This is a genomic window from Vibrio sp. QJM3NY_27, from assembly GCF_057785955.1.
In genome coordinates this window covers 1,613,447-1,626,427 of record NZ_CM173512.1, presented here as the reverse complement: position 1 = coordinate 1,626,427, position 12,981 = coordinate 1,613,447, and the positions used below count along the sequence as shown (strand labels likewise).

Here is a 12,981-nt window from a genome sequence, read left to right as displayed (position 1 = left end):
TATGTTTTTTACATAGATATTAAATCCCACTGAACTAAGACCTTGATAAAAATGTGTTTTAATTCATCGCAGAACAAAAGTAGAATAGCGGCAGTTAATCTTATTCTACAGAACACGATGAACCACAACAAAACGGATACAAATCAGCCTTCTATTGCCATTGTTGGTGGTGGTATTGCCGGAACAACGAGCGCGATTCACTTTAGTGAGTTGGGTTTTAAGGTCACTATCTTGGAAAAAGGGCCGAGTTTGGTTAATGGTCCACCAATTTGCCACCTGCACGCTGGCGGCAATTTGTATCGAGATATTTCTGTAGAGCAGTGTCTTCAGTTGCTCACTCAGTCAATTGATACTGTCCGCTTGTTTCCCCACACGATCAATATTCGACCGACAATTATTGCTGTTCCACACAGTGATGGTGGAGAGCCGTTGGATCTGCTTCCGCGTCTAAAGATAATCAAGAACGCTTATGCTGAGCTTGTTAATCAAGATAAAAGCAACCAAGTGCTTGGTAAACCGGAAGAGTATTACAAGCTGTATAGTAAAGATGAGTTATTAGCACTTGCTACCCAAGCACAGCCTCTGAAACCAACATCGCTTGATGAGTGGTGTATTCCTTTCGCTAAACATACGGATCTAGAAACCCTTAAGTATCCTGTTGCTATGGTTCAAGAGTATGGTTGGAGTGTATTCCGACTTTCTGCAACCGCTCAGCTCTCTTTGGGGCAACAGTCTAATTGTACCGTGTTAACCAACAGCCGATTGCAATCTGTTGAATCGTTAGAGCAAGGCTGGTCTTTGACTTATACCGATACCGAAAACCAAAGCTGTCACCTAACGACCGACTACTTGATTAATGCAAGTGGCTTTGAGACGGGCATCGTGGATGACTTTGTCGGTTCTAAGCAACAAAGGCTTGTTGAGTTCAAAGCCGCATATGTTACAGAGTGGCCGTATTCGCAAGAATGTAAGGAAGAGTGGCCAGAGGTTATCTTCCATGGCCCGAGAGGCACACCGCAAGGCATGGCTCAGCTAACACCGTACGCTGATGGTGTATTCCAACTTCACGGTATGACGGAAGGGATTACTCTGTTTGAGGGGGGGCTTGTTTCATCATCAACAGATTCATCACAACCTCAGCTGCCTTCTAAGCTTCTTAAGAAAATCGTATCAGGTTGGAGTGAAGAGCAGCTTGAATTAAGAACTCGCGCTGCGATAACGCATATGTCTCAGTTCATCCCAAGTTTTAGCTCTGCACTGGTAGGTGGTAAGCCTCTGTTCGGTGCACAGCAGATTCCGGGAACCGATCCTAGCTTAAGAGCTTCAGATGTTTCATTCTGTGGTGAGCGCTATGCTCGACTTGAAGTAGTCAAAGCTTCCTCAACCCTAGAGGCTGCACAAAAGGTTGCTGAGCATTGGTTTGATGTCGCAGAGTCAGTATCGATTGAAGATACGCACTCGGTGACAATGTCACTTAATCTAAATGCTATTGAAAACAGAGCGATAGATTTGACACAAGAACGTGGATACCCAGAAGCGCTTGCAAAGGTGTCAGGTCAAGACCACGCTTAAAATTGCGCTGATTCATCTAGCGTCTAAATCATGATGGCCTCATCAAAAAAATCCAGCTTGCTGCAAACAGTAAGTTGGATTTTTAGTTTATACGTCTTGCTTCATGTTCGAAATTATACCAATCACAGTAAGTAAGTGATCAAAAATAGCGTAGGAAAAAAGCTTGAGAACAAGGCGGCTCTTTTCGACAAGAAGTTTCGATGAGTAGTTATTCTACAATCAAAAATTCTAACGAAGTTATCGAGATTTTTAACGAGCTAGGGTGACCAGTTAATTACTACGATTGGTATTAAAGTGGCTTTTATCTACAGGGGCACATCAATAACCGAAAAATTGAGCCCATTGGCACCAAACATCTTGTAAGCCTAAGCGATCTCCCTTGCTGAATGATATCGCATGTCCAGGTTTGGCTTGTGCTAAGCGCGGTAAATCGATTCTGGCGACACATCCAATCTTTGGGTAGCCACCAATAGTCTGTCTGTCATTAAGCAACACGATAGGTTGCCCATCTTGGGGGATTTGAATCGCACCTAAGGCAATGCCTTCTGACAATAGCGAAATATCAGGTGAATCAACCGATTCACCACTCAGTCGATAACCCATGCGATTTGAATTTTGGTCAACGTGATACTGTGCGTTATACAAAGTCTCTTTTGCTGACTCGGAGAATAGTTCGCTTTGATAGCCTTCAATCACTCGCAGGTTCACTGGTAGGTTGTAATTAGGCGTGTATCGGAAGGTGACACTCAACGCTTTAAACGGGCGAGAGAGTTTGTGTTGGGTAAACGCAATTTGTTGCCCTTGCTGGCATGGCTCTCCATCTTGCGTTAATCCACCAATCTTTTCTCGAGTCACCGTAGAACAGCTATGAAGAGTTGATGGAACATCGAAGCCCCCCTTAATGGCTAAATACGCCCTTAGACCATTTTTAGGTAAACCAAATGAGAGAACTTGCCCAGCGAAAGCTTGAAAAGTACGCCAGTTCGACTGTGGTTTGCCATCGAGCTTCGCTTGTAAATCGCCACCACATAACGCCATTTCGCAATCAAAATCGATTCGTAACGCACATTGCCCAAGCGTGATTTCCAACGCCGCTTGGTTGACTGGGTTTCCGAGCAGGTGATTGGCCCAGCTATACGAGTAATCATCGACAGGGCCACCTTGTGTCAACCCGAGATGAGCGACACCAAATCGTCCGAAGTCCTGAATCAAGCTCAACGGGCCGGGCTTAATGACTGTCAGCGTTGGTTTGGCTTTTGACTTAACCATTAGCGACACCTCCACTAATCTCCATAAGCCTAAGTTCTACAAATTCTTGTTTTGAAATCGCGATGAAACGGACTGTATCACCGACATTAAGTAGAGACAGCGACGTTTGCGTGGTATCAGCGTTCTTTAATTGGCTGTGATCAAACAGTGCGAGTGGGCAATTGCCAATAATATTCCAACCGCCCGGTGAGTCCGAAGGATACACCGCCGTTTTCGTATCCGCGATGGCGATGCTGCCTTTCGGTACACTTAAGCGTGGGGTTGAATGACGAGGCAAAGCAAGTTCATTGACCACATCAGACATAAACGCAAAGCCAGGCGTAAACCCAATGGCACTGACGCTGTATGTCTGAGAAGTGTGGTATTGAATAATATCGTCCAGCGACATGCCTTGGGCTTGATATCGGTCTAAATCGAGTGCTGTTTCTGGTGAGTAATAAGCGGGAAGATCGATAGTGTTACGCGTGTTAATAACACTAGAGAAGGACGAAATAGCATGACTTAACAAGGCGTTGAGTTGTTCCATGAGCTGATGCTCTGAAATTCTATAAGGTAAGTAGTCAACCAGAATGGTGTGGTAAGCCGGTGTCACATTCATCAATACAGGTGCTAAGTTTTGACGAATAGCATCGGAAAAATGAGCCATGTACTGCGCATATTGAGCGCTAGATTGATTATTTGAAGGCGATAGCGCCAAGGTGACCAAAACACTGCATTCTGCGACTGGCGCTATATTGAACTCAATTTGATTCGTCGTCATTTCGTTTCCATACTTTTGCTTGCCTTTGATTTACTTACTGCCTTTTATTTACTTATTTGGCTTTTCTAACTTCCGTGTCCAAACCAATACAAAGCAATTAGACCTTACTAGCAATTGGTTAAGTGCCGTAAGGCGAGCGATAAGGCCATGCGCCATACCAATCACACGCTTCATATTAGTTAAAAGCGTTGAGGTCTTGTCTGATTTTTCTAATTAATGCGATAGATTGGGGATTATCACCATGAACACAGATGGTATCGGCTTCAATAGGCAGTCTTTCACCTTCTATGGTCGTGACCGAACCGTAGTTAATGATTTGCATGACTTGGTTGTAGATGTCGTCCTGATTAACGTAAACCGAGCCTTGTTGAGTTCGCGGCGATAACTGCCCATTATTCAAGTATGCACGGTCGGCAAACGCTTCAAACAAGAGGGGTAAGTCATGATCGTCAGCAATATCTAAATACTGCTGATTGTCTGACGAAGAGAGGATCATTAAGGGGATGTTAAATTCAGCGACTGCTTGGGCTACCGCATTAAACACATCAATGTTCGCCATCATATCGTTGTAAAGAGCGCCATGAGGTTTCACATAGCCAACAGATGCATGGTGATATCGGCAAAGGGCTTGTAGTGCACCGACTTGATAACAAACCAGTTCACTGATCTCATCCATGGTGTGCGGAATAGAACGGCGACCAAACCCGACTAAATCTTGATAACCAGGGTGAGCACCTATTTGGGTGTGATAGTGCTGTGCCAGTTTAATAGTCTTGGACATAACGTGCGGATCAGACGCGTGAAAGCCACAAGCGATGTTTGCCATATCGACCCATTCCATGACCGACTCATCATCGCCCATCTTCCAATTGCCGAAACTTTCTCCCATGTCGCAATTAAGCAAAATCTTCGTTGTCACGTGGTGCTAATCCTTTACGTTGAGGTAAGTAATGACGGTCTTATAAATACCATAAATAAACAGTGACCTGACTCAAACTTTCGACACCGAAAATTTACCAGTATGGCATTTCATATATAGTTGAACTATTGATTAAAGGATTAATATCTATCTGTATATTAGGTGAGCACATGATATCGCGCCAGGTTTGCTTAGGACTAGCATTAACGACACCTGTTTTTGTAGCTGCTCAAGAAAACTCTTTAGACCAACTCATGTCGATGAGCCTTGAAGAGTTGTCTATGTTAGATGTTGAGATGGAAACGGCTTCGAAAGTGACACAGAAACTTACCGACATTCCCTCATCGGTTTATGTACTTTCTAATGAGCGAATTCAACGCAGTGGGGCTAAAACCATTGCGGAAGTGCTGACGCTAGTACCCGGCCTCAAAGTAACCAAGTTTAACGAGACCTCGTGGTTTGTTTCGACGCGCGGGTTTCATGATGGGCTGTATAACAAAATGCTCGTGATGATGGATGGACGAAGCTTATTTAGCCCAGTCTATGGCGGCACGTATTGGAGCGATGTTGACTATATACTTGCCGACATCGAACGTATCGAAGTATTAAAAGGCCCCGGCGGAACGATTTGGGGAGGCAATGCGGTTAATGGTGTGGTGAATATCATTACTAAGTCTGCCAATGATACTCAAGGGACGTATCTCTCTGGTGTCGCTTCTAATACTGATAATTACGAGTTTAGTGTTCGTCAGGGTTTAAGCTTTAATGACGATGTGAATGCGCGTGCATTCTATAAGTACCGAGAAGAACCCACGTATCGCACAGACGAATCTGAAAAATGGAAAGCGCAAACGGCTGGGATGGTGTTTCAACCAAGTAATGCCGAAGAAAGTTGGTCATTACGTATCGGCGGCGAGAAAAGCTTTTACGAGTCGGAACTCTATACGTTCCAATATGATAACTCAGGTTCGTTTGTCGGTTCACAAGCCAATGATTTTGATAACAAGAGCCAATCTGTTTACGTCCAATTCAACGACTCTCGCCATTTTGATGAAAGTTCGACACTCTCATACTCGTTATGGGGGGAATATAATGAGGATAACGCGCCAGATGCTCCGGGAAGCTACTCGACCCTCGATTTTGACTCGACCTATATCAACCAGCTATCTGCAAAGCATCAGATGACACTCGGTGGTGGCCTGCGATATATGTATCTTGATTTCTCGTCTAGCCAAGTTTCGGACGTGGATTGGTACAATCCCGATTACGAAGGTCGAGCCTACAATATCCAATCTGCCAACGATTATATTGCGAACGCTTTTATACAGTCTCAAATTCAAATGACGGAAGCACTATCTATTACTATTGGTGCCAAGGTCGAGCACTTTACACAGAATGATTCAACTGAGCTTTCACCTCAATTGCGAGGTTTATATAAGTTAACTCAACGTCATTCTGTGTGGGCGGGGCTCAGCCGTGCAGTGGTTGCACCATCATATATGGATTCAAACTCTACATACTACTTCAACAGTTTGAATACCGATTCAAACGACAGTTATCTGGATGTCTATAAATCAAACTCAAACCTTGAAATAGAAGACGTCATAACGGCTGAAATGGGGTATCGCTACTCTAACAATTCAAATTTCGAGCTCGATGCAACAATCTACCTGAGTGAACATGACAATCTTCGCTTCCACAGCTATGACCCGAATGATATCCCCGCGAATCATGTCTATGTCGGTGCATTATCTGATGATTATAAAGCGAAAACCTATGGCTTAGAGTTAGGCGCAAGTTATCAAATTACAGAAGATCTCACCAGTTACCTGAGTTATGCCTATTCAACGTTAGAGGGTGAAAACAAGGGTGATGACTCTAAATCTAGCCCGCAAACTGGCGTCTATCATGACATTGATAATGAACATTTAGCCACGGCACAGTTGATGTGGAATATCACCGATAGCTGGCAATTCGATGTTATCGGCCAATACATTAATGTGAATTACCCAGACTATTGGATAGCAGGCGATGGCACTCAATACGAATGGCAATCTTACCCACATGAAATAACTTTTGATGCACGTCTTGCATGGAAAAAATCATCCGCAGCACCTTTAATTGAAGTGGTCGTTGAAAACATTGGTAAGAGTGACGGTTATCAAGCTGAGTTCACGTCTGAGAAAAGTGCTAACCAAGAGTCCGTATATGTGAGGGTCTCTCATGAATTCTAAGTGGCTCAAGTACCGTATTAAGCTTGGTTTTACTAAACTCAGCATTGCCACTTTAGCTATGTTTATTGTGCCTTTGAATACATCGGCGGCTAGCTTCAAGCCTTATGAAGTGAAAGCGGTGTACCTATTTAGAATTGCCAACTTTATTCGTTGGAACGACGAAAGCACAATGAATACGGTTAACTTCTGTGTGATTGGCGATGAGAAGGTAAGCAAAGCACTGACGTCGATTACACAAGGAAAATCTATTCGTTCTCTCGCTATACAAGTACATCAATTGGTGACTCCTAAGTGTGATATCACTTATCTATCTGATACCGATAATGATGAATTTAGCCGTAAAGCCCACTCACCACATACTGTGACGATTAGCGATATCCCAAACTTTACGGACATGGGAGGAGTCATTGAGCTAACGCACATCGATAATAAGCTAAAGCCTAAGATCAACTTAGTGAATGCAAGACGCGGTGAATACGTCATCGGCTCAAACCTGTTACGAATCGCTATAGTGGAGGGCCAATAATGTTGTCTTTCATTAATAATTTATCGATTAAAAACAAGCTGATATTACCGATTGTCATCTTCATCGCGGTTACTTTTGTGACGATTCAATCAGTTAATTACACTGTCACTTTTGAGCGAGAAAAAGAGAGTCTTATTCAGCGAGTTAAAGTGTTGGCACAAGGTGTTGCTTATAACCTGCAAGCCGCGATTCTATTTGAGGATAAATCCTCGGCTCAGGAGATTTTGTCAGCCTTCGTTGCGGATAAAGATATCGTCAGGGTGAAGCTCTATGACATTAATGAACAGCTTTTTGCGAGTTATCAAGTGAGTAATACGCTGGTTCCTAGGCCGAATACAGATGAATTAAATGACATCGCGGATCACCAATTTGCCATCTCCGAGAATTTCATCTTTTTGCTTGTTCCGGTGACTCTGGATGAGGCTGTGATCGCTAACTTGAGAGTGACAATATCAAAAGAGACGTTTAATACGATCTTAACGAATATTTTCAAGGTTGCGGCCGTCTACTTGCTGTTTCTGGTGATCTTAGGCGGGGTACTGGTCAAATTGGTTCAACGCTTGATTATCGAACCGATGTTTGACCTTAATGAGGCGATGCAAGCCTTTGTTGAACGTCGTTCAGAACAACAAAAATTAGTCGCAACGAACCACGATGAGATAGGGGATCTGGTTCGAGCTTTTAATACCATGCTCGAAAGACTTCAACATCGTGACAACCAAATCAATTTTACGCTCGATAAACTACAAGAAGAAAAGTCGTTTGCAAATGAGGTAATTGAAACTGTTCAGCACTCGTTGTTGGTAGCAGATGAAAAAGGGTTCATCGTTCATGCGAACGCTGCCACTCGTGACATTTTTAAGTGTACCGAAGCGTTTCTTGAAAATTTATTGATCCAAGAGTTGATCTCGACAAAGCAAACTGGGTTCTTACAAGAGGTTATCGACGCCAATATTGAGCTGAATGACGAACTACTCGAAACCACCGATCTCTTTAACTCAAAACGCTGGCTTCGTGTGAGCAGCCGTTCGTTGTCAAAGCACGGTCGTATTCTTTATGCAATCCAAGATGTCACGGGGATAGAAACTGCCATGAGTCGCCAGCGTATAGCCGCGGGGGTTTTTGAGAACAGTAAAGACGGCTTAATCGTACTGAATTCATCCAATGTAATTACCATGGTAAACCCAGCGGTCACCCAACTTCTTGGTTATCACGCCGATCTGCTGGTGGGCAAAACACCATTTGACGTTTTTTCTTGGCAACAGTTTTCATCCCTAATGCCGACAATTCGCAGTTCATTGGAAAATTATGGGCAGTGGCAAGGCGAGGTATGGGAGAAGAGTGCATCTGGCACTTTGGTTCCAATGTTTGTAAAAGTGAATCGAGTTTCGTCAGACAACGAGAAAGACGAGTTTGATATGGTACTCACACTGTCTGATTTATCTAATGTCAAAGAGATGGAAAGGCTTGAACACTTGGCTCATCACGACGCATTAACGGGTTTGGCCAACAGAGCTCAGCTGTATAAGGTAATGGATGATGTCGTCACGTCTAGCCATTATTCTAATCAGCATTTTGCGGTTATCTACTTGGATCTCGATGGCTTTAAACACGTTAACGATAACTATGGACACGATGCGGGCGACGAAATCCTCAAAGAAGTATCGAGCCGGTTGCTATCTCAAGTTCGTGCAGGAGATTTGGTAGCACGTTTGTCGGGTGATGAATTTGTTCTTATTATTAAACAGACCAATAAAGTCTTGTTAGCAAAGTTAGCGGAGCGACTGTTGGAGCTGATCGGGCAAGAGGTGACCCATAAACAGCGTTCGCTTCATGTTGGAGCGAGCTTGGGCATACACTTAGTTGATGGTTCAGAGCGTGATATAGACGTGATTCTAAAGGTTGCCGATGAGGCGATGTACCAAGCAAAACGAAAAGGAAAAGGTCAATTTGTGTTCTCTCGTGATAGTTAATAGCCGTAGGCGTTTGTGACCTCTACCTAAGTTGTTGTATCATAAGTGATAGGTTGAATATTTTTAATTAAAAGGTCTGCTAAACATGAATGTTTTAGTTACAGGTGGCATGGGTTACATCGGTAGCCATACAAGTATCCAGATGATCAACGCAGGAATGACACCTATACTTTTTGATAGCTTGTATAACAGTAAACCAAGCGTTCTAGAGCGTATCGAAAAAGTATCTGGTGTTCGCCCTAATTTCATTGAAGGTGACGTTCGTGATAAAGCGCTTTTGACTGAAACCATGAAGCAACACAACATTGAAGCCGTTATTCATTTCGCTGGCCTAAAGGCGGTTGGTGAATCTGTGGCTAAGCCTCTTGAATACTATGACAATAACGTCAACGGCACGTTAGTCCTTGTTGATGCAATGCGTGACGCTGGTGTGAAAACCTTAGTATTCAGCTCTTCAGCAACGGTCTACGGCGATCCTGCGAGTGTGCCTATCACCGAAGATTTTCCAACAAGCGCAACCAATCCTTACGGTCGTAGTAAGCTAATGGTTGAAGAGTGCTTAACCGATTTCCAAAAAGCCAATCCAGATTGGAGCATTACGCTGCTGCGTTACTTTAACCCAGTAGGTTCACACCCAAGTGGTGAGCTAGGTGAAGACCCGCAAGGTATTCCAAATAACCTAATGCCATTTGTCTCTCAAGTAGCCGTGGGCCGCCGTGAATTCCTATCGGTATTTGGTAGCGATTATCCAACAAAAGACGGGACTGGTGTTCGTGATTACATCCACGTCATGGATCTGTCTGATGGCCACATCGCAGCGCTTGAAAAGGTAGGGCGTAAAGACGGTCTTCATATCTACAACCTTGGCACTGGTAACGGTTCGAGTGTATTAGATATGGTTAAAGCGTTCGAGAAAGCGAGCGGTAAACAAGTCCCTTATAAACTGGTCGATCGTCGCCCAGGTGATATTGCAGAATGTTGGGCAGACCCTGCTAAAGCTCAGAAAGAGCTCGGCTGGAATGCGACGCGTACATTGACTGAAATGACGGAAGATACATGGCGCTGGCAGTCAACGAATCCTAATGGTTTCCCTGGCTGATCTAGTCGTTTCATGAATGATTAATATACAAAAAGATGCTTTAGGGCATCTTTTTTGATCTAAATCGAATAAAAAGTGAATTAGTGGTTAAAAAGTATCATTCTGTATCGGTTGTTGTTATCATGCTCGCGAATTATATGTTTAATGTTAATTTTCTTTGGAGTTAATCATGGAACTAGGCCTAATTATCACTTTCATCATTGCTGCTGCAGTAATGGTTAAGAAAGAGATGGCAGAGAAGTAATTTCACTTTATCCCTTTTTGATACAATTTTTAGTGAAATAATAAAAGCCAGCGTTTAGCTGGCTTTTTAGTCTCTGCTGTATACGTTTCTGTGGTTCAGATTTCTAACGAATTAGAATTCGTATTTAGCTGAAATGCCGTAGTTTCTTTCCGCTTGAGAGTTCTCTTTGTAAAGCTCATCATCGCCACGAATGTCGTTCCAACGGTAGTACTCTTCGTTAGTTAAGTTGAATACGCCACCACGGATAGTAAGATCCTTCATTGGCTTGTAGTAAGCTGTCAGGTCAACAACCGTAGCGCTTGGAAGCTCAGCTTGACCAGCGTTGCCGCCGCTTTCGTCATCGAAGTTGATGTCTGAACCAGACTTGTTAGCTGTGTAGTTTAACTTAAGGCTAGTACCCCAGTTTTGGTTTGGAGCATCATAGTTAAGACCTAATACAGCATTCCAAGGGTTAACACTATTCAGTGCATTACCGTTTCCGTCTTCACCTTCTGTATATGAAGCAACGAAGTGAGTTGAAATCCCCTTAGGTGCACCTACCAAAACATCCCATAGTAACGTGTTAGAGAATTCAACTCCCTTAATTGTTGCCGAATCTAAGTTAACGTTAGAGTAGTGTGTAGTTCCGCCAACTTTTTTCGTTACCACTGTTTCGATGAAATCATCGTAATCACTGTAGTAAGCCGCAATTTCAGACGATGAAGCCTGTGTATTATGACGGTAACCTAGCTCATAAGAGATACTGGTTTCTGACTTAAGATCCGGGTTTGGATCGTTTACGTAACCATGTCCTGGGTTGTCATACGTGTAGTACAGTTCATCGAAAGAAGGGGCTCTAAAGCCTTGGCTAATTTGGCCAAAAATGGTGCCTGTATCAGTAAGTTTGTATGTTGAGCCTAAACGTCCAGTTACCGCAGAATCAGAGAAGTCCGTAAGTGACTCACCTGTATTTTTACCAGGGTCTGTAGAGAAGTGATCGAAACGAACGCCTGGAGTAACAACAAGTTTGTCGTTCATTAGGCTAATTTCGTCTTGTACAAACAGACCAAACTTCTGCTCTTTAGCATCAGGAGTGTATACATAAAGCTGATCATCAGTAGCAGGATCAGAGTTGTACTCCATATTCGTGTTGCTTATATCGCTGTGTGTATATGTCGCACCATAAACTAGGTAATGGTTGTTAATCTCTTTATCTAACTGCGTTTCAATCTCAAGCTTATCTTCTGTGTACTCGTAATCTTTGGTTTGAAGATTGTCGTTGTTAGCAGGAACGTAAGGTGGAAAGCCCGGACCTGCGGGTTTAAAGCGTTTCGTCACACCATTTTCTTCTTTGGAAATGTACGACACTTTACTGGTCACGGTATCGGCAATTGCGCCATCAGCGAACCAAATGTGTTTAATCGCAAATCGATTTTGCTCTGTATCATCTGCACCCGTGTAGCTATCGTAGCTTGAGTGATAAATGTCAGAGTCAGAAGTATCCTTGATTAGCTCAGCTAGAAACTCGATACGATGGCTTTCGTTCAATTGGTATTGCAATTTTACCAATAGGTTATCTGCAGATGTGTCTTGATCTTCTACTGCGTAATTCTCTAAGTTATTAGAGTCGCGGAAGTTTTGAAGCTCTTCACCGTCACGACGAGTGTAGGCAACCAATGTTTCTAAGTCACCAAATCGATTAGCTAATGCAACGTGCTCACTGAAAGAGTTATCTTCTGAAGAGTAAGACAGTTTCGCTTGGCCACCGAAGTCTTCGCCATCTTTCAAGAAATCAGAAGGGTCTTTAGTTTCAAAAGCAACAACACCGCCAATAGCATCACTTCCGTGTAAACTTGAAGCAGCACCTTTGATAATTTCTACACTTTTAAGCATGTCGGGATCGATTGAAATACCGCTAGAATTGATAAATGCGTATGGACCACCATCAAATGAACCTGGCTGAGAAGAGCCATCGACTAAAATCTTAACGCGTTTACCTTCCATGCCACGAATGTTGATAGTCTGTGCGCCTTGGCGAGAGCTTGAATTCATCGTCACACCCGGAGTGTATTCGAAGATTTCATTCACATCTTTCGCCATGTTCTCTTCAATTTGCTTATCCGAGATGACAGTAACAGAAGCCGCAGTATTGATAAGTGTTTGATTCGTACGAGTTGCCGATACAACAACCTCGTCAAATAGGGCATAATCGTCAGCAAAGGCTGATGTTGATGAAAGCGCTAAAACGATTGAAGCAGAGAGTAGGGATTGCTTATACATCTGATAGTTACCTTAGTTCCATAGTATTATCTTGATTTGCGAAAGATAATATTGGATCTAAATGATAATTACTATTATTTGCATTTAAATAATTTTCAATTTTATCAACTAATTCATAATTAATAC

General features: G+C 43.1%; 9 protein-coding genes. 5 read left to right on the top strand and 4 right to left on the bottom strand.

The annotated features are described in order from the left end of the window. Positions 1–117 precede the first annotated feature (117 nt). Entirely contained in the window at positions 118–1,572 is a 1,455-nt protein-coding gene (locus AC3CIA_RS22855; RefSeq protein WP_488519129.1) for an FAD-dependent oxidoreductase, read from the top strand. Positions 1,573–1,890: 318 nt separating this feature from the next. On the opposite strand, the gene AC3CIA_RS22850 is transcribed toward AC3CIA_RS22855, so the two are convergent. From AC3CIA_RS22850 to AC3CIA_RS22840, 3 genes are all read right to left on the bottom strand, one after another. Continuing rightward, on the bottom strand, positions 1,891–2,841 hold the full coding sequence (locus tag AC3CIA_RS22850; RefSeq protein WP_171314444.1) for a 5-oxoprolinase subunit C family protein: 951 nt from the start codon (positions 2,839–2,841) through the stop codon (positions 1,891–1,893). Next, positions 2,834–3,601: a 5-oxoprolinase subunit B family protein gene (locus AC3CIA_RS22845; protein ID WP_488519128.1), complete on the bottom strand. Its 768-nt coding sequence runs from the start codon at positions 3,599–3,601 to the stop codon at positions 2,834–2,836. The genes AC3CIA_RS22850 and AC3CIA_RS22845 overlap by 8 nt, the downstream gene beginning before the upstream one ends. Positions 3,602–3,776: 175 nt before the next feature. After that, entirely contained in the window at positions 3,777–4,520 is a 744-nt protein-coding gene (locus AC3CIA_RS22840) for a 5-oxoprolinase subunit PxpA (RefSeq protein WP_114635342.1), read from the bottom strand. 170 nt (positions 4,521–4,690) lie between these two features. On the opposite strand from AC3CIA_RS22840, the gene AC3CIA_RS22835 reads away from it, so the two are divergent. The 4 genes from AC3CIA_RS22835 (at position 4,691) to galE (ending at position 10,352) form a co-directional block, all read left to right on the top strand. Next, positions 4,691–6,754: a TonB-dependent receptor plug domain-containing protein gene (locus AC3CIA_RS22835; protein ID WP_488519127.1), complete on the top strand. Its 2,064-nt coding sequence runs from the start codon at positions 4,691–4,693 to the stop codon at positions 6,752–6,754. After that, the gene (locus AC3CIA_RS22830) at positions 6,744–7,280 is read left to right on the top strand and encodes a YfiR family protein (protein ID WP_488519126.1); all 537 of its coding nucleotides are present in this window, start codon (positions 6,744–6,746) and stop codon (positions 7,278–7,280) included. The genes AC3CIA_RS22835 and AC3CIA_RS22830 overlap by 11 nt, the downstream gene beginning before the upstream one ends. After that, positions 7,280–9,253 (top strand): sensor domain-containing diguanylate cyclase, encoded by a 1,974-nt coding sequence (locus tag AC3CIA_RS22825; protein WP_488519125.1) that lies wholly within the window; start codon positions 7,280–7,282, stop codon positions 9,251–9,253. The genes AC3CIA_RS22830 and AC3CIA_RS22825 overlap by 1 nt, the downstream gene beginning before the upstream one ends. A gap of 85 nt (positions 9,254–9,338) precedes the next feature. Next, a complete protein-coding gene (gene galE, locus AC3CIA_RS22820; protein WP_488519124.1) occupies positions 9,339–10,352 on the top strand; it encodes a UDP-glucose 4-epimerase GalE in 1,014 nt (337 codons plus the stop codon). A 355-nt stretch (positions 10,353–10,707) separates the two neighbouring features. Here the strand turns inward: galE and AC3CIA_RS22815 are convergent, their stop codons facing one another. Next, the gene (locus AC3CIA_RS22815; RefSeq protein ID WP_102569153.1) at positions 10,708–12,855 is read right to left on the bottom strand and encodes a TonB-dependent hemoglobin/transferrin/lactoferrin family receptor; all 2,148 of its coding nucleotides are present in this window, start codon (positions 12,853–12,855) and stop codon (positions 10,708–10,710) included. Positions 12,856–12,981 lie beyond the last annotated feature (126 nt).

Coding starts and splice junctions, on each gene's coding strand:
- AC3CIA_RS22855 (WP_488519129.1), top strand. CDS start 118: ATGAACCACAACAAAACGGATACAAATCAGCCTTCTATTGCCATTGTT.
- AC3CIA_RS22850 (WP_171314444.1), bottom strand. CDS start 2,841: ATGGTTAAGTCAAAAGCCAAACCAACGCTGACAGTCATTAAGCCCGGC.
- AC3CIA_RS22845 (WP_488519128.1), bottom strand. CDS start 3,601: ATGACGACGAATCAAATTGAGTTCAATATAGCGCCAGTCGCAGAATGC.
- AC3CIA_RS22835 (WP_488519127.1), top strand. CDS start 4,691: ATGATATCGCGCCAGGTTTGCTTAGGACTAGCATTAACGACACCTGTT.
- AC3CIA_RS22830 (WP_488519126.1), top strand. CDS start 6,744: ATGAATTCTAAGTGGCTCAAGTACCGTATTAAGCTTGGTTTTACTAAA.
- AC3CIA_RS22825 (WP_488519125.1), top strand. CDS start 7,280: ATGTTGTCTTTCATTAATAATTTATCGATTAAAAACAAGCTGATATTA.
- galE (WP_488519124.1), top strand. CDS start 9,339: ATGAATGTTTTAGTTACAGGTGGCATGGGTTACATCGGTAGCCATACA.
- AC3CIA_RS22815 (WP_102569153.1), bottom strand. CDS start 12,855: ATGTATAAGCAATCCCTACTCTCTGCTTCAATCGTTTTAGCGCTTTCA.